Genomic DNA, 17133 nt, shown 5'->3' on the forward strand with positions numbered 1-17133 from the left:
GGTCAGGCGCCCACGTACGCCGCGAGGTGTTCGCCGGTGAGGGTGGAGCGGGCGGCGACGAGGTCGGCCGGTGTGCCCTCGAAGACGATCCGGCCGCCGTCGTGACCGGCGCCGGGACCGAGGTCGATGATCCAGTCGGCGTGCGCCATGACCGCCTGGTGGTGCTCGACGACGATGACCGACTTGCCCGAGTCCACGAGTCGGTCGAGCAGGCCCAGCAGTTGCTCGACGTCCGCGAGGTGCAGTCCGGCGGTCGGCTCGTCCAGGACGTAGACGCCGCCCTTCTCCGCCATGTGCGTGGCCAGCTTGAGCCGCTGCCGCTCGCCACCGGAGAGGGTGGTGAGCGGCTGGCCGATGTTCAGGTATCCGAGCCCGACGTCGGCGAGTCGTCGCAGGACGCGGTGCGCGGCGGGGGTGCGTGCCTCGCCGTCGCCGAAGAACGCCTCGGCCTCGGTCACCGACATCGCGAGGACCTCGCTGATGTCACGACCGCCGAGGTGGTACTCCAGTACCGAGGCCTGGAACCGCCTGCCTTCGCACTCCTCGCACGTCGTGGCGACGCCCGCCATCATGGCCAGGTCGGTGTAGACGACCCCGGCGCCGTTGCACGTGGGGCAGGCGCCCTCGGAGTTGGAACTGAACAGGGCCGGCTTCACCCCGTTGGCCTTCGCGAACGCCTTGCGGATCGGGTCGAGCAGGCCGGTGTAGGTCGCCGGGTTGCTCCGCCGCGAGCCGCGGATCGGGCTCTGGTCGACCGACACGACAGCCGTGTCGGCCGCGTCCCGCCCCTTGACCAACGACCCGTGAACGAGGGAGCTCTTGCCGGAGCCGGCGACGCCGGTGACGACGGCCAGTACCCCGAGCGGGATGTCGACGTCCACGCCCCGCAGGTTGTGCGTCGTCGCGCCGCGGATCTCCAGCCTGCCGGTGGGCTTCCGGGTCTTCTCCTTGAGGGCGGCCCGGTCGTCGAAGTGGCGGCCGGTGACGGTGCCGCCGGTACGCAACTGCTCGACGGTCCCCTCGAAGCAGACGGTGCCGCCCGCCGTTCCGGCGCCCGGACCGAGGTCGACGACGTGGTCGGCGATCGCGATCGTCTCCGGCTTGTGCTCCACCACGAGCACCGTGTTGCCCTTGTCCCGCAGCCGCAGCAGCAGGTCGTTCATCCGCTGGATGTCGTGGGGGTGCAGGCCGGTGGTGGGCTCGTCGAACACGTAGGTGACGTCGGTCAACGAGGAGCCGAGGTGGCGGATCATCTTGACGCGCTGTGCCTCGCCACCCGACAGCGTGCCCGACGGCCGGTCGAGCGAGAGGTAGCCGAGGCCGATCTCCCCGAAAGAGTCGAGGGTCCGGCGCAGCGCGGCGAGCAGCGGCGCCACCGAGGGCTCGTCGAGGCGGCGGACCCAGTCGGCGAGGTCGCTGATCTGCATCGCGCACGCGTCGGCGATGCTGATCCCCTTGATCTTCGAGGAACGGGCGCCCTCGCTCAGGCGGGTGCCGTCGCACTCGGGGCAGGTGGTGAAGGTGACCGCACGGTCCACGAACTCCCGGATGTGCGGCTGCATCGCCTCCCTGTCCTTGGAGAGCATCGACTTCTGGACCCGGGGGATCAGCCCCTCGTAGGTCATGTTGATGCCCGCGACCTTCATCCGGGTCGGCTCGTGGTGGAGGAAGTCGTGCAGTTCCCTCTTGGTGTACTCGCGGATCGGCTTGTCCGGGTCGAGGAGGCCCGACTCCTTGTAGAGCCTCATGTTCCAACCGTCCGTGCCGTAGCCGGGGATGGTGACCGCGCCGTCGGCGAGCGACTTGGAGTCGTCGTAAAGCCGGGTGAGGTCGAGGTCGGAGACCGTGCCGCGGCCTTCGCAGCGCGGACACATGCCGCCGGTGCGGCTGAAGGTCGCTTTCACCGCCTTCTTGGCGCCGCGCTCGACGGTGATGGCGCCGCTCGCCTTGGCGGAGGGGACGTTGAAGGCGTACGCGCCGGGCGGACCGATATGCGGCAGTCCGAGCCGGCTGAAGAGGATGCGCAGCATCGCGTTGGCGTCGGTGGCGGTGCCGACGGTGGAGCGGGGGTCGCCGCCCATCCGCTGCTGGTCGACGGTGATGACGGTCGTCAGCCCGTCGAGCACGTCGACTTCGGGGCGCGCCAGGGTCGGCATGAAGCCCTGCACGAACGCGCTGTACGTCTCGTTGATCAGCCGCTGCGACTCGGCGGCGATCGTGCCGAACACCAGGGAGCTCTTGCCCGAGCCGGAGACGCCGGTGAAGACCGTCAGCCGGCGCTTGGGGATCTCGATGCCGACGTCCTTGAGGTTGTTCTCGCGCGCGCCGTGCACGCGGATCACATCGTGGCTGTCGGCGACGTGCGGCGCGGGCCGGTCCGTCTTCGTGGCCATGCTTCTCGTTTCTCCATCCTCACGACCGGTGTCCATGCGGGTCACGCTACGGGCGGCCGGCGGGTCGCGCTTCTCCGTTCCTGACCGGTTCCCACGGGGAGACCGTACGGTGACCCCCGGTCGACGGAAAGCGAAAGGCCCCGGTCTCCATGAGGAGGCCGGGGCCTTGATCGAGCGCTGGGCAGGCCTTGCACCTGCATCCCCCCACGGGAAGTGGGGTGTCTTTCCTTGGACCACCAACGCGTGTTCCCCGAGCCGCGTTTCGCGGCCCTGAGCTCAAGGTCGACTATACCGCAGGGATCACGGCGCTCGCGCCGACCCGCCGGGGCCCGACCGACCGCCTGCCCGGATTTGTTCAGGTGTCCCGGGCCGGCCCCCGCTTCGCCCAGGCGATCGTCGCGCTGAGCGCGATCAGGGCTGCGGCCCACGCGGCGGCCTTCCACGGGGCGGTCTCGCCCTCCAGCTCGGGGAGACCCGGTGCGCGGGATCGTAGGCGACCCGGATGCGCGCGCCGACCGCCGCCACGGCCCGGTCCTCCTTCAACTCGGCCGGGTAACCGCCCGGGCAGCCCAGCACGAAGCGGTACACCGTCCGTTCGGGCGGGGCGCCGTCACCGGCGGAGCCCCGCACCTTGGTGTGGACCTCCCGCACCGCGCAGGTGGCGGCGGCCGGCCGCTCCGCCGCCTGGTCGGCGGCGGCCACGGCCAGCAGCATCCCCGGGGACAGCAGCAGCGCCCCGAAGAACCCGCCGGTGCCCCCACACCAGCACGAAGTAGGCGACGCAGCCGCCGAGGAGCAGGACCACCCCGCCCACGAGCGCCGACGCGCCCGACGGCGCCGAGGAGCCGGCGAAGCACCAGCTCGCCCATCCGTACACGGCGGCGGCGGCCGGCGCCGGCAGAACGGCCGTCACCACCCGCCGCACCCGGCGTTCCTCCGGCACGACCATCACCCCCGCCGGGGAGGACGCCGGCCGCCCCCTACCCGGTTGCCCGGATCAGAGGCGCTTGGCGCTGCGCAGGGTGGTGGCGTAGTAGCCGTTGCCGTCGAGGCGCGAGGCGCCGCCCTTGTCGCCGATGGTGGGGCCGTTGGCCTCCTCGCGGCTCGATATGAAGACCTTGTGGCCGTCCGTGTCGTTGCCCAGGTACATGCCGGTGTGGTCCAGCCGTTCGCCGGTGCGCGCGTCGAGTTTGAAGAACACCAGGTCGCCCGGCTGGAGGACGTCGATGGAGGCGGGCCGGTCCTTGGCGGCGACGCCCTTGAGCGGAAGGACGTCCACGCCGATCTTCGAGCGGGCCATGCCGTTGGCGGTACGGGGCAGCCCGGTGCCGCCCGCGTCGGTGGCCATCAGCGGGAAGCGGCTTCGGTAGCCGAAGACGGTGCGCATGAATCCGGAACAGTCCATGTCCCGGAACTTGGCCTTCTCGGGCTGCTCCGTCGTGCCGTCGCGGAAGGTGTACGGGATGCCGAGGTAGTCGTAGAAGTCGGACTGCTCCAGGCGCAGGTCGTTCCCCTCGGAGCCGCTCGGGTTGATCGGCCCGAACGCGGCGTCGCCCGCGTACTGGACACCCGCCGCGTCCTTCTTCACCGGGGCCTTGTCGCCGTACTGGAAGGCGATCGCGAAGATGTCGTCCTCCTCGCTGCCGTAGTACTTCTTGAACCAGTCCTGGAACCACTGTTCGCGTTCCGCGCCGACCCGCCAGGGCTCGGGCAGGAGGCGGACCCAGGTGTCGGTGACGACCCGGGTCTGTGTGGTGGCCGGCTCGGCGAAGGTACGGCTCTTGCCGGTGAGCGTCGCGGTCCGGGCCCCGTCCGTGAACGTCGCGAGAACCGCGCCGCCCCCGCTGCGCAGCACCGAGCGCTGCGGGTTCTGTAGCCGCTCCCACTTCTGGGTGCCGTCCTGGCCGCCCTTGGCGCCGCCCTTCGCCGCCTGGTCGGTCACGCGCACGGCGGCGGGCGCCTGGGCCTGCTCCTGCTCACGCAACTCGTAGGTGAAGTAGGCGCTGGCGGCCAGCAGGCTCGTCACCACCAGGGCGTGCAGGACGGGACGTGCGCGACGGGCGGGTTTGACGGTCATCGTTGCTCCGGGCGGTACGGCGGACGGCGGTGCGGGGGGTCGGGCGCGGCGTCGGTCAGGCGTGCGGCAGGAAGCCCAGCAGGATGCCCGACGTCAGGACGACGTACGTCATGAGGGTCGCGGACCCGGTGGCGAGGAGCGTGGCGCCCTTGGGCTGGCGGACCAGCTGGTAGGCGATCAGTCCCGGGACGATGAAACCGAGGGTCTGGTTGGCGTACAGCAGGGGGAACTTCATCTGCAGCACGATGACCACCGTGGCCTGCAGGAGCACGCCGATGAGGACGACGGCGGCGAACAGCCGCTTGCCGTAGAGGATCACGAACTTCTGCGTGACGAGCGTCAGCACGTACGTCAGGACGGTGATGCCCACGACGAGGGCCGCGCGCTGAAGGTCCTCGATGAGGGTGAGGGCGAGCCATCCCGGGGTGATCATGCCGCCGGGCGAGAGGTTCGTGGTCAGGTAGCACAGCAGGGAGAAGAGCAGGCCCAGTGCGATGCCGATCGCGGCGATCTCGGGGGTGAGGACTGCGGGGATCAACGGGGCTCTCCTGGATAGTGCTGCTGCGGGTCGTACCACTGCGGGTCGTGTGACTGCGGGTCGTGTGACTGCGGGTCGTGTGACTGCGGTTGGTACGGCTGCGGTTGGTACGGCTGGGGGGCGTGCGACTGCGGGTGGCCCGGCCACGGCTGTTCGAGCGGCGGCTGCTGCCGGGGCCCGGGGTACGGCGGCTGGTGGTACTCGGCCTGCGGGTACTGGGGCTGGTGGTGGGCCGGCTGCCGGTACTGCGCCGCGTCCCCGGGGGGCTGCTGCCGTACGTACTGCCTCGGCACGGGCGGCGGCGCGTACCGCGCCTCCTGAGCGGCGGTGAGGTCCGCGTACGGGTCCAGGTGCGGGGCGTACTGGGGCTGTTGCGTTCCGGCCTGTCGGACCGGCTCGGGGGCGGGCTCGTCCTCGAAGCCGGGGAGTTCCGCGAGGTGCTCCAGGAGGATCTCCCCCTGACCGTGGATGTTGCCGATGGCTACCAGCGAGGACTGCTCGCCCAGGTGGCCGAGCAGCTCGTGCATGAACTCCTCGCCGTCGCGCTGGTCGCCCCCGAGGTCGACGGCGCGCGAACGCCACTCGGCGGGGATCGCGTCGATGGCGCTCTTGGCGGGGTGCCCGATCACGAAGACCTTCTCGGGCATCAGGTCGGGCACGATCTGACCCATCTGACCGTTGCGCTCGACCCGGTCCGGCCGGCAGTTGATCACCACGTTCAGCGGGCGGTCGACGGCCCCGAGGTCGAGGAGCTGGTTGATGTTCATCAGCGTGGACTCGGGGTCGTTCGCGGCGAAGACGTTGGCGAAGCGCACCCGCTTGCCGCCGGGCGCGACGTACCGTTCCACGGACAGCACGCCCGGGTCCGGCGGGGCGTCGTACATCCCCTGGAGGGCGGTCTCCCGGTCGACACCGAGCAGTTCGGCGACGGTCAGCGCGATGGCGACGTTCTCCTTGAAGGTGAACCAGCTGAACCCGCGCAGCTCCTCGTCGCTGACGGTGTCCGGGTCGGCGTAGACGAGCTTGCAGTCGCGCGCGTCCGCCTCCTCCTGGAGGACGTGGAAGCGTTCCTTCTCGGCGGTGACGCAGATCCCGCCGTGCGGCATCGACCGCGACAGGGAGCGCCCGATGTCGTCGAGCGTGGGGCCCATCTCGGCGACGTGGTCCTCCCGGACGTTGCACAGCACGCCGATGGTCGACTGGATCAGCTTGGACTGGTTGATCTCCTGGAGTGCCGGCATGACCGCCATGCATTCCATGACCAGCGCGTCCGGCCGGTAGGCGGCGGCGCGCCGGACGATGCCGATCTGTTCGACGACGTTGGCGATGCCGAACTTGCGGTAGACGGGCTCCTCGGTGGCGTCCGGGTGGATGAAGCGGGCCGCGGTTCCGGTGGTCTTGGCGACCGTGCGCAGCCCGCCACCGCGCAGCGCCCCGGCGCAGAGCCGGGTGATGGAACTCTTGCCGCGGATGCCGTTGACCAGGACCCGGTGGGGTATCCGGTCGAGGTTGGCGTAGTGCCGCCGCTGCTCGACGATGCCCGCGACCAGCATGACCAGGCAGCTGACGAGCAGCACGCAGTAGAGGAAGAGCACGGCGGATCAGTTCCTTCCGGCCGGGGCGGCGCCGGTCCGGCCGGCGCCGCCGCCGGCGTCCCGCTTGCGCTGCTCCTGCAGCTGCTGACGGATGACTTCGAGGCTGCGGGTGACGGCTCCGACCTCGTCGTGGTGGGTGGGGTAGAGGACGGTGCGGCGGTCGCCGTCGGCGAGGGCCTCCGCCCGATCGGCGAGGGAGCGCAGCGGTCGCACCACGATGATGTGCAGCCAGCCAAGGCAGGCCGCCGCGCCGGTGAGGCCGAGCAGTCCGGCCAGTACGGTGCGGTTCTGCGCGGTGTACGCGGCGATCTCCAGGCCCTTGGCGGGTTGCAGGCTGACGACCGTCCATCCCAGCGGCTGGGCCACTCCCCCGCCGGTCAGCGGTGCGGCGGCGGCGATGGAGGTCCCTCCGTCGCGGATGACGCCGGCGCGGGCGCCGGGGCCCTTGCCCGTCTTCTGGTTCGCACTCGTCACCAGCGCGTCGAGCCGGTCGTTCGGCAGTCGCGCGAAGGCGAGGTAGCCGCTGTTCCCGCCGACCACGCGGTGCTTGCCGTCGACCACGCGGACCTCGCCCAGGCCCGGACGCCTGAGCAGTGCGTTGATGAAGTCGATGCGCAGCTCGCCGACCACCGCCGCGCCGCCCAGGGCTGGCGCCTCGGCGTACTCGGTGATCACCGGCTCGTGCCCGCTGTCGATCACGGTCACCGGTTCCCGGGAGGGTCCCTTGCCGCCGAGGTGGTGGGGCGCGGCGCCGGCCCGGGCCATGACGGTGCCGTCGGACTTCAGTACGTAGAGCGACGCGTACCGCGCGTGTTGGGTGCGGGTGCGTTCCAGTAGGTCCGTCACCTCGGCGGGGGTGGTCTTGGCGCCGAGGACGGAGGCCACGGAGGTGAGGTCGGCGTGGCCTTCGTTGAGGCCGCGGCGCACTCGGTCGGCGAGGGTGTCGGTGCGCTCGCGCTGGTCGTCGACGATCGTCTGGGGCACCTTGACGGAGGTTCCCGCGCGGTTGAGCGTCAGCAGGAGCGGCGCGGACCACGCCAGTAGGAGGACGGCGCACACCGCGATCAGGGCGCGCGTTCCGATCCGACCGCGGCGGCCCGGGCGGGGGCCGTCGGCGGGTGCGCCCGGCTCGCCGAGCGCCTGGCGGCGCAGCCGGTCGAGGGCGACGCCGATGCGGGCCGCCTCGCCGTACTTCGGGAGGGTGACCGGCCGGTTCAGGTCACCGCGGCCGATCCGCCGGCTTTCGAGGAACAGTTGGAGCAGCGGGCGCTGCACGGTGACGACGAGCAGGGCCACGGCGATCGCGCCGAGGACCAGCAGGGCCCCGGCGGCGGCGAGCCAGAAGAAGGAGTCGCCGACGGCTGAGCCCTGTTCGGTGACGCCGACGAACGAGACGACGGTGAGCCCGAGGGCGGTGGCATCGGTGCCCTCGCCGGGCGCCGGTCCGGCGAGCTTGGCGTAACCGGCCACGGAGCGGTGACCTGACGCGGCGTCTCCCAGCAGGCTGCCGCTGACGCCGGGGAAACCGCCGGAGCCCGGCTCCTTGGACTGGAGCGGGTGCTGCTTCGCCTTCTGCGCCGTCGTCTTCGCGAACGCGTCGAGCTGCTTGCGCTCGCGTCCCGCGTCGCCGACTCCGCTGCTGTCCAGGACCTGCCCGGAGGCGTCGAGGACGGCGATGGCTCGGCCCTTGCCCAGGCTGACGCCCGGCACCCGCAGGCTGCTGGAGGCGACCAGGAGCTGTTGCGGGTGGCCCTGCCAGGAGAGCAGGGCCAGGGTCAAGAGGCGGGTCTCGCCGTTTTCGAGCCGCACCATGCGGGGGGCGAGGCCGTTCGGGGCGTTGAGGGTCGTCAGGTCGAGGGCGGTCAGGGGCAGGTTCTCGCCGCGTTGCGCCGCGAGCCGTCCCGACTTGATCTCGATCACGGCCGTGCCGCGCCACTTCTGGTAGACGTTGCCGAGCTTGTCGAGCACCGAGTCCGGTGAGACGGGCTCGCCCGCGCTGAACAGCGAAGCGGTCCGGCCGATGTCGGTGACGCTCTCGTCGAGCGAGGCGCGCAGGGCGATGGCGCCGTCCTCAGCGAAGTGCTGCTGGGAAGTGAGGACGGCGGGCGGTACTGTGCCCTTGCCCACGTGGCCGAGTTGGAACGCGGTGAGGGCGGCGAGGGTCAGCAACAGGGCGGACAGGGCTGCGATGGGCGGGCGGATGCCACCCAGCAGGGACATGTCCGCCCTACGGCGGGTCCGGCGCCGCCGCCTCGATCGCGACGCGGCCAACAGAGGCTCCTCTTCGTTCTGTCCTGGAGCCGGTGTGGCCGAGGGATTGCGACGGTCTGGGTTACGGGGCGGTCCGGAGAAGCTCGGGTTGTCGTGCCGCCGGGTAAACGGAGTACGCCACTCCGCTATTTTTATATGACTATGAGCGCACAGTCGACCAAACGAATAACAATTGCGGCACTGTGCGCAGTCTTTGCTCTGCTATGTACCGGTTTGACGGTTTTCCTGGTGCGGCCGGACGTGACTCCGCCCCCTCGGCGGGCCGCGCCGGCGCCACAGCCCTCCCCCGACAACGACCTCGTGCGGCGGATGGCCCTCTTCACCGCGGGCTTCGGCGAGCACGGGGGCTACCGCGTCCCCACGAGCGAGGAACGATCGACGCTCACCCGGGGCGTCGCCCTCCTGCTCGACGGTGACCCGCAGGCCGCACGGGCACGGCTCGAGACCGTCGGCTTCACCCTGCACACCGTGACCGACGACGTCAGCGGCCGACGGTACGCGGAGGTCGCGGACGGGGCGGGGGAATCGGGCCGCGGCAGCCGCGGCTGGGGCCGGGTGTACGTGGACCTCGACCACCCCCCGCGCTGGTCGGTCCAGGTCCCCCACCCCATCGCCGACGCCCGCACCGAGCTCCTCGGCGCCCGCGTGCTGCGCGGGGCGCCCGGCGGGGTGATGGTGATCGCCGGGGCCCACCGCAACGCGGCCAAGGACGGGTCGGCCGACATGGCCCACCGCACGGACTCCGTCTTCCACGGCGTGATCGACGAGCTGATGCGCCGCGACCTCCCCGGCATCCAGTTGCACGGCTTCGCCAACGAGTCCTTCCCCGGCCGCGACGCGGTGGTCTCCACGGGCGCCGGCGACAAGGCCGTGGCGGACGCCGCCCGGTTGACCGCGGCCCTGCGGGGCGACGGCCGCCAGGTCTGCACCGCGTACTCCGAGCGGTGCCGGCTCTCGGGGACGGAGAACGAACAGGGCCAGGTCGCGGCCGGGGAGAACGTACGGTTCCTGCACCTGGAGCTGAACAGGACGGTCCGGGGGGACGACGAGGGACTCGACCGGACGGCGGCGGCGATCGCGACCCTCACGAACAGCTGGGCCGCGGGCTGACGACGCCGACAGGGGTTCACCCGCACGGTGTCTGCGGCGCCGCCCCCGTCCGCGTCCCGTCGCCGCCTCCGGGCGGCGCCGCCGCTCTCAGCGTTTCGCCGTCGCCTCGATCCGGTCGGCCGCCCACCGCGCCCAGTCGCGGCGCATCGCGTTGAAACGCAGGCCGTACTCCAGGGCGATCCGGCCGTAGAGCGACAGGTCGTCATCGCCCCATTCGATGCCGTCGGCCAGCCGGCGCAGATCCTCGCCGCCCTGTTCCGACATCTCGATCAGGTCCGCCAGGTACGCCTGCGCCTGCGCCGGCTCCAGCACCCCGAGGAAGAACACCCTCAGCAGGACGTCGCTGCGGGTGTTGCGCTGGGGCTTGGTCTCGGTCAGCCAGTGCCGCAGTTCGGCGAGCCCCTCACCGGTGAGGGTGTACTCCTTGCGACCGCGGGGCCCCTCGGCCGCCACCGAGATCCAGCCGACGCCCGCCAGCTTGGTCAGCTCGGTGTAGATCTGGCTCTGCGTGGCCGGCCAGACGTCGGCCAAGGAGGTCTCGAACCGCTTCAGCAGGTCGTAGCCGCTGGCGGGACGCTCCGACAAAAGGCCCAGAAGGGCGTGCTTGAGGCTCATGGACCCAGCCTACCTTCCACAGTTGACATGTCGCAGCCGACCTTCTACTTTTGACATGTCAAGGCAGAACCCAGACCGGGCGTCATCACGAAACGGGGAATCATGACCTACCTGCGCACCTTCCTGCCGTGGATCGTCTTCGCCGTCCTGCCGTCGGGGAGCTGGCAGTGGGCGGCCCTGGCCGCCCTGGCGGTCGCCGTGGCGGTCATCGCCCAGCAGGTGCGGGCCGGCGCCGGATTCGACGCGCTGATCATGGAACTGGGCTCGGCCGTCTTCTTCGCCGTGCTGGCCGCGATCGCCTTCGCCGATCCGCGCTCCGGCGTCCACGACTACTCGACCGCACTCTCCTCCGGCACCCTCGCGGTCGTCGCCGGTGTCTCGCTGGCCATCCGCAAGCCCTTCACCCTGGGCATCGCCAAGCGCACCACTCCGCGCGAGGTGTGGGGCCTGCGGCCCTTCGTCCGCACGAACGTCGTCATCACCGCCGTGTGGACCGCCGCCTTCGCGCTGACCGCCGTGGTCCTGGCCTTCGTGGCACACGCCGGGAACGCCCACTCGACCGCCGCCACTGCCATCCAGGTCGCCGGGTTCGCCGTCCCGATGCTCTTCACCGTCCGCTACGTCGCCCACGTCCAGGCGAAGGCCGGGCTCGCGGGCCGCTGAGCCCGCTCCCTCGTTCGGCGCCCGTGGGCGGTGAGGACCGGTCAGACCAGGGCGGGCGAAAGGGATTCCAGGCGTTCGAGGCGTTCGCGGGTCTCCGAGTCCAGCGGGACGTAGGTCACCAGGCGCGGGCCCGCGGCGGGTCCCAGCCACAGGTTGGTGTGCTCCAGGTGCAGCAGACCCACATGGCGGTTGCGGATGTACTTCGACTTCCCGCCCTGACCGACCACCTCGTGACGCGCCCAGATCTCCCGGAACTCGGGCGACGCCGCTTCCAACCGCGCCAGCAACGACTTCCACGCCGGCTCGGCCAGGTGCTCGGCCATCGACGCCCGGAACTTGGCGGCCATCAACCGGTTCGTCTCGGGCAGCTCCACCACGGCCGCCCGCCAGTCGTCGTCGGTGAAGGCCAGCCACATACAGTTGCGGTCCTCGGGCGCCACCCGGTCGAGGTCGCACAGCAGGCGCCCGTACGTCGTGTTGTACGCGAGGATGTCGTACCGGCTGTTCTGCACGGCGGCCGGGATCGGGCCCAACTGGTCGAGCATCGCCCGCAGGGCCGGGGTCACGCTCGGGCAGGGGGTGAGCGGCGCCGGGTCGACGCTGCCGGCCAGGGCGAACAGGTGCGCGCGCTCGCTGCGGTCCAACAGCAGGGCGCGGGCCAGCGCGTCGAGCACCTGGGTGGACACCTGGATCTCGCGCGCCTGCTCCAGCCAGGTGTACCAGGTGACCCCGACGGCGGCGAGCTGCGCGACCTCCTCGCGACGCAGCCCCGGGGTACGCCGGCGGCGGCCTCGTACGAGACCGACCTGCTCGGGAGTGATGCGCTCGCGGCGGCTGCGCAGGAAGTCCGCCAGTTCGTGCCGGCGCATGTCGCTTTCCGGGGCCACAGTGGTCATGGGTCCAGGGTGCCGCACCGCGCAGCCGGTTGCCAGGTACTGCCTGTACCAGGATAAGGAGACTCTGGTACCAGGCTGGGCACGGGTGGATCGTCTACCTCGTGAGCGAAGCAACCGAAACCATCCAAGCGACCGTACGCGAGAACCCCGCGTCCTCGCCGACCGCGACGGGCCCGGCCACCACCCCGGCACCCACCGCCGTCCCCGTCGTCCGTCACGAAGCGGTACTGGGGCGCCTCGGGCTGTTCACCGTGCTGCTGGGCGCGGCCCTTCCCCTGATCGACTTCTTCATCGTCAACGTGGCGCTGCCGGCCATCGACAGCGACCTCGCCGCGGGCCCGGCCCTGCTGGAACTGATCGTCGGCGGCTACGGGGTCACCTACGCCGTGCTCCTGGTCCTCGGGGGCCGGCTCGGGGACACGATCGGTCGCCGCAGGCTGTTCCTGACCGGCATGGCCGCCTTCGGCGTCACCTCCCTGGTCTGCGGCCTGGCCCCCACCGCCTGGACGTTGGTGGCGGCGCGGGTGGCCCAGGGCGCCTCGGCCGCGCTGATGCTGCCGCAGGTGCTCGCCACCATCCAGGCCACCACGCGGGGGCCGCGCCGCGCCCGCGCCATGAGCTTCTACGGCGCGACCGCCGGGCTCTCCATGGTCGCCGGGCAGATCCTCGGCGGTGTCCTGGTGGCCGCCGACGTGGCAGGAACCGGTTGGCGTTCGGTGTTCCTCGTGAACGTCCCGGTCGTACTGGTGGGACTGGTGCTCGCCGTCCGCGCCGTGCCGGAGACCCGTTCCGACCGGCCCGCCTCGGTCGACGTACCGGGAACGCTGCTGCTGGCCCTGTCGCTCGTGTCCCTGCTGTTGCCGCTGACCGAGGGGCGGGCCGCCGGCTGGCCCGTGTGGACGTGGGTCTCGCTCGGCGTGTTCCCGTTCGCGGCCGGGGCGTTCTACGTCACCGAGCGCCGCGCCGACCGCCTCGGCCGGACCCCGTTGGTCCCGCCGAGCCTGCTGCGACTGGAATCGTTGCGGCGCGGGTTGTTGATGGTGGTGCCGTTCTCGATCGGCTTCAGCGGGTTCATGTTCGTCATCGCCGTGACGTTGCAGCAGGGGTTGCGCATGGGGCCGGTCTCCGCCGGGCTCGCGCTGGTGCCGATGGCGGTCGCCTTCTTCGCGGCCTCGCTCGCCGGCCCGCGGCTGATCGGCAGGTACGGCAGTCGGGTGGTCACCGTGGGCGGCGTGCTCCAGGCGCTCGGCATCACCTTGTTGGTCCTCGCGGTCCTGCGCGACTGGCCGGGGCTGGGCCTCCTCGGGCTCGCACCGGGAGTTGCCGTGGCGGGTCTGGGACAGGGGCTCCAACTGCCCGTGCTGATGCGCCTGATGATGTCCGATGTACCGGCCGACCGGGCCGGCGTGGGCAGCGGTGTCATGATCACCACGCAGCAGTCGGCTCTGGCGCTGGGTGTCGCGACCCTGGGCAGCCTGTTCCTGGCGCTGGCCCCCTCGATCGGGATGCGGGACGCCCTCACGACCACCCTGTTGGTGCAACTGGGCCTGATCGCGCTGACGGTGCTGCTGAGCCTGCGCCTCCCGCGTGTCATGCGGTGAGCGCGGACGGGGAGGGCGTCAAGGGTGCGCCGGAGCAACCGTGCCGGCGCCCGCTCCTCCCCCGTCGCGCGGCGCCGGCGCCGAACGATCCATGTTTTCCCGGCGATGACGAGGAGCAACAGTGCGGCTTTCGGGTAAAGAAGGGCTTGCGGCTGGGTAGCATCCGACAGCACCACCGTGAGGTATGAGGAAAGTGAGCCGCACATGGCCAATGAGCCTGTCACCACGCCCATCCACGACCTGTACGCACAGCGGTTCGCCGCCGATCTCGAAACCAATCGCAAGGAACAGGCGGACCTCACCGCGCAGATCAAGGATTTGGAAGGGCGCCTGAACCAACTCAAGGCGGACGAGCTCTGGCTCTGCGGCGTGCAGGGTGTAATGCCGCCCGCCGGTGAGAGCGCACCCGCGTCCGAGACGCCGGCGCCCGCGAAGGCGCCGACGACGAGCGCCGTCCCGCGGCCCCGTCAGGCGAGGAAGAGCACGGGCGGTACGACGCGGGCGAAGAAGGCGGCCCAGACGAGGAAGGCCTCCGGCGCCGCCGCGCCGGACACGGAGACCAAGACCGCCGCCCGCAAGCCCGCGACCCGCAAGTCCGCCGCCAAGCCGGCCGCCGCCAAGGCCGCCGAGGGCAAGGCCGTCGAGGGCAAGGCGAAGCCGACCGTCGCGGCCGCGCGAACCGTCGATGCCGCGTCCACCCCCGCCTCGGAAAAGACCGCCGGGGCCACGAGGACCGCTGCGCGGGCCAAGAAGACGGTCAGGACGGACGAGCCCCCGTTGCGTGAGCTCGTCCACGCCATGCTCGTCAAGGCTGCGGAGCCCCGCATGGTGAGCGAGGTCGCCGCCGAGCTGACGCAGACGCACCCCGGGCGGGCCGCCTCCGGCCAGGTCGTCCGCAACACGCTGGAAGGCCTGGTCAAGAAGGGGCAGATCGAGAAGGAACACCGTCAGGGCTCGGTGATGTACACCGCCGTCCAGCCCACCACCGCCGATCCGGCGGCCGGGGTGACGGTGGCCGCGGGGCAGGGGGCCGAAGGGCCGGTGGCCGACGCGGTCGCCGAGCCGCCCGTCGCGGACCCCGCGACCGCGCCCGCCCCGGCCTCGTAGCCCTCGGGCGACCGCGTCAGACCGGGTCCGTGCGACCGAACAGCAGCGCGTACCCGGGCGGGAGTTGGACGAGCGCGCGCCGCAGCACGTCCGCGTCGACCACGTCGGCGACGGTGCTGAGGACCGCGCCGCTGTCCCAGTGGGCGGTGTCAGGGGTCGCGCCCTCGATCAGGAGCGCGACCGCTCCCGCGAACTCCGGCGGGGCCAGTGGCGCGGTCGCCGGGACGGCGTCCAGGAGCGGCGGCCCGCAGGGGGCGGGCAGCTGGGCTGCGAGTTCCGTGCGCTCCTTGTCCGCGAGGTGGCCGCCCAGGGTGGCCAGCACCGCGCGGGTGGAACGCTCGGCCTCCCGCGCGGTCGGGTACTGACCGCGTTCTTGGACCTGGGCCAGGTACTCGTCCCATGCGATGGCCACGGTGGTCTCCTTCGTCCTCGGGTGTGGTGCTCTCTTACAGGGCGAGCCTGCCCCGGACCGCCCGGCGCAGACTGCCGACCGGGTATTCCTCCCGGCCCGTTTCACCGCAGGTGGGTCTTGACCTCTTCGTAGACCCGGGCGTCGACCGGGAAGTCCGTGTGCCGGATGCACCCGGTCTCGGTGTTCACCGCGCCGGCGAGGGCGACCGTGCCGCTGTCGGGGTTGATGACGCTGTCGCACGGCGACCACCAGGTGGCGTAGCGGGGTGCGCCGGGCGTCTCGTCGCCGGCGTTGAGCTCGTTCAGGAAAGGCGAGCCGGGACGCATTTCGGGGCAGGACGCGCCTCCGCAGAAGTAGGCGGTGTTGGTGCCGTGGTTGGGCCCGGCCAGGGAGACCCAGGCGTCGACCTTGCGGTCCCCGCCGAGGTGCTTGAGGTAGTAGCGCGAGGAGAGGGCGCCCATGGAATGGGTGACCAGGTCCACCTTGGCCGCTCCGGTGGCGGCGAGGACGCGGTCGATCTCGGCGGCGAGCCGGTGGGCGGTCGTGACGTTGGACTGGTTGGTCGGGTAGGTCCACTGGTCCAGGCGCCCGGCGGGCCGGCCGTCGGCGCGGAAGCGGCCGGCCATGGTGTCCCAGGTCGAACCGTCGCTGTTCCACCCGTGTACGAAGACGATCGGATCGGGTTCGGCCGTCGCCGGCGCCGCCGGAGCGGCGGCGGCCTGGGGAACGGACGCGGCGAAGGCGAGGAGGGCGGCGGGCACGGCCCGCAGACGGTTGTTCACGCCGCCAGGTTGTAGCGGAGCCGACCGGGCCGGGACGTGGTCCCGGGAATCCCGTCACCCGACTGGAGGCCACATTTCACCGCGGGAACGTTTCCGTGCGCCGGGGTCGGGCTCGATCACGGCGGCGGGCCGGGCCGCCCGGATCGCGCCCCCGGCACCGACCTCAGTCCCCCTCCCGCCCCAGCGCCTCGCGGAGGGCCGCCAGCACGAGTCGGGTCGCGGGAGAGCGCTGGTCGGGCCGGATCACGAGCCCGAGGCAGGCCGGCGTCGCCGCGTCGAGGACGGGTACGGTACTCATCCCCTCCTCCGCGCCGGAGGACCGCGTCAGGACCGCGACCCCCGCCCCGCGCCGGGCCAGACCCGTCAGCGCCGACGGTGACGCCGCCTCGATCGCGACCTGCGACCCGAGGCCGACCCGCGCGCACGAGCGGTCGTACGCCGCCCGGATGCCCGTACCCGGCGGCAGGCAGAGCACCTTCTCCGCCCGGAGGTCGGACAGGCGCACCGACGCCCTGTCCAACCGGTGGCCGACGGGCACCACCGCCGTCAGGGGCTCGCGCAGGAAGACGGACACGTCCAGGCCGGCGCTCCCGGCGCCGGTCTCCTCTCCGCCCGCGAAGGCGATGAGCGCCAGGTCGAGGGAGCGCGCGAGGACCCGTTCGCGCAACGCCTCCGAATCGTCCTCGTGCAGGCCGAGTTCGACTCCCGGGTGGGAAGTCGCGAGCCCCGCCACGACGTCGAGGAGCCCCGGGATAGAGCAGCCCCTGATCATGCCGAGGCGCACCCGCCCCCGTACGGCCTCGGCGAACTCGGCGGCCGTGTGCGCGATGGAGTCCAGCGTCTCCAAGGCCTGCCTGGCCAACGGCAGCACGGCCTCCCCGGCCGGGGTGAGCCGCGTCCGGCGCCCCGAGCGCTCCAGCAGCCGCTGACCGAGCTCCCGCTCCAGCTTCCCCACCTGAGTGCTGACACCGGACTGGCTGACGTGCAGCCGCGCCGCCGCGGCGGTGAACGAGCCCTCTTCGACCACGGCCGCGAAGTAGCGCAGCTGATGCATTTCCATAACCGACAATGAT

At 71.8% G+C, this 17133-nt stretch carries 15 protein-coding genes; 4 read left to right on the forward strand and 11 right to left on the reverse strand.

All coding sequences use genetic code 11. The features are described 5' to 3' along the window. Positions 1-2: 2 nt before the first annotated feature. The 6 genes from E6R62_RS10060 to E6R62_RS10085 all read right to left on the reverse strand — a co-directional run bounded on the left by E6R62_RS10060 (position 3) and on the right by E6R62_RS10085 (position 8823). Positions 3-2393 carry an excinuclease ABC subunit UvrA gene (locus tag E6R62_RS10060; RefSeq protein ID WP_136213012.1) on the reverse strand — a complete coding sequence of 797 codons (2391 nt, stop codon included), beginning with the start codon at positions 2391-2393 and terminating at the stop codon, positions 3-5. Positions 2394-2804: 411 nt separating this feature from the next. After that, positions 2805-3107, reverse strand: a complete 303-nt coding sequence (locus E6R62_RS10065; RefSeq protein ID WP_136213013.1) for a hypothetical protein — start codon at positions 3105-3107, stop codon at positions 2805-2807. Positions 3108-3390: 283 nt separating this feature from the next. After that, the gene (locus E6R62_RS10070; RefSeq protein ID WP_136213014.1) at positions 3391-4470 is read right to left on the reverse strand and encodes a C40 family peptidase; all 1080 of its coding nucleotides are present in this window, start codon (positions 4468-4470) and stop codon (positions 3391-3393) included. Positions 4471-4525: 55 nt separating this feature from the next. Beyond that, the gene (locus E6R62_RS10075) at positions 4526-5008 is read right to left on the reverse strand and encodes a poly-gamma-glutamate biosynthesis protein PgsC/CapC (protein ID WP_136213015.1); all 483 of its coding nucleotides are present in this window, start codon (positions 5006-5008) and stop codon (positions 4526-4528) included. Continuing rightward, positions 5005-6603, reverse strand: a complete 1599-nt coding sequence (gene pgsB / locus E6R62_RS10080) for a poly-gamma-glutamate synthase PgsB (protein ID WP_240801580.1) — start codon at positions 6601-6603, stop codon at positions 5005-5007. The genes E6R62_RS10075 and pgsB overlap by 4 nt, the downstream gene beginning before the upstream one ends. A gap of 6 nt (positions 6604-6609) precedes the next feature. After that, a complete protein-coding gene (locus E6R62_RS10085) occupies positions 6610-8823 on the reverse strand; it encodes a HAMP domain-containing protein (protein WP_136213016.1) in 2214 nt (737 codons plus the stop codon). Between the two features lie 291 nt (positions 8824-9114). Here E6R62_RS10085 and E6R62_RS10090 point away from each other — a divergent pair, with 291 nt between their 5' ends. Beyond that, complete coding sequence (locus E6R62_RS10090; protein ID WP_240801581.1) at positions 9115-9984, forward strand: hypothetical protein; 870 nt, start codon at positions 9115-9117, stop codon at positions 9982-9984. Positions 9985-10071: 87 nt separating this feature from the next. Here the strand turns inward: E6R62_RS10090 and E6R62_RS10095 are convergent, their stop codons facing one another. Further along, positions 10072-10599 carry a PadR family transcriptional regulator gene (locus E6R62_RS10095; RefSeq protein ID WP_136213018.1) on the reverse strand — a complete coding sequence of 176 codons (528 nt, stop codon included), beginning with the start codon at positions 10597-10599 and terminating at the stop codon, positions 10072-10074. A gap of 102 nt (positions 10600-10701) precedes the next feature. On the opposite strand from E6R62_RS10095, the gene E6R62_RS10100 reads away from it, so the two are divergent. Then, positions 10702-11262 (forward strand): hypothetical protein, encoded by a 561-nt coding sequence (locus E6R62_RS10100; protein WP_136213019.1) that lies wholly within the window; start codon positions 10702-10704, stop codon positions 11260-11262. Between the two features lie 41 nt (positions 11263-11303). Here the strand turns inward: E6R62_RS10100 and E6R62_RS10105 are convergent, their stop codons facing one another. Then, positions 11304-12158: a helix-turn-helix domain-containing protein gene (locus tag E6R62_RS10105; protein WP_136213020.1), complete on the reverse strand. Its 855-nt coding sequence runs from the start codon at positions 12156-12158 to the stop codon at positions 11304-11306. Between the two features lie 227 nt (positions 12159-12385). Here E6R62_RS10105 and E6R62_RS10110 point away from each other — a divergent pair, with 227 nt between their 5' ends. Further along, a complete protein-coding gene (locus E6R62_RS10110) occupies positions 12386-13759 on the forward strand; it encodes an MFS transporter (protein ID WP_136213137.1) in 1374 nt (457 codons plus the stop codon). 204 nt (positions 13760-13963) lie between these two features. Continuing rightward, positions 13964-14866 carry a hypothetical protein gene (locus E6R62_RS39455; RefSeq protein ID WP_168714015.1) on the forward strand — a complete coding sequence of 301 codons (903 nt, stop codon included), beginning with the start codon at positions 13964-13966 and terminating at the stop codon, positions 14864-14866. Positions 14867-14882: 16 nt separating this feature from the next. Here E6R62_RS39455 and E6R62_RS10125 read toward each other — a convergent pair whose 3' ends face one another. The 3 genes from E6R62_RS10125 to E6R62_RS10135 all read right to left on the reverse strand — a co-directional run bounded on the left by E6R62_RS10125 (position 14883) and on the right by E6R62_RS10135 (position 17120). Next, positions 14883-15278: a DUF2267 domain-containing protein gene (locus tag E6R62_RS10125; RefSeq protein WP_136213023.1), complete on the reverse strand. Its 396-nt coding sequence runs from the start codon at positions 15276-15278 to the stop codon at positions 14883-14885. 101 nt (positions 15279-15379) lie between these two features. Next, positions 15380-16060, reverse strand: coding sequence for a triacylglycerol lipase (locus E6R62_RS10130; protein ID WP_136213024.1), 681 nt, complete (start codon positions 16058-16060; stop codon positions 15380-15382). A 163-nt stretch (positions 16061-16223) separates the two neighbouring features. Continuing rightward, positions 16224-17120 (reverse strand): LysR family transcriptional regulator, encoded by an 897-nt coding sequence (locus E6R62_RS10135; protein ID WP_136213025.1) that lies wholly within the window; start codon positions 17118-17120, stop codon positions 16224-16226. Positions 17121-17133: the final 13 nt, after the last annotated feature.

The organism is Streptomyces sp. A1136, assembly GCF_004795055.1.
Taxonomy (GTDB): Bacteria; Actinomycetota; Actinomycetes; order Streptomycetales; family Streptomycetaceae; genus Streptomyces.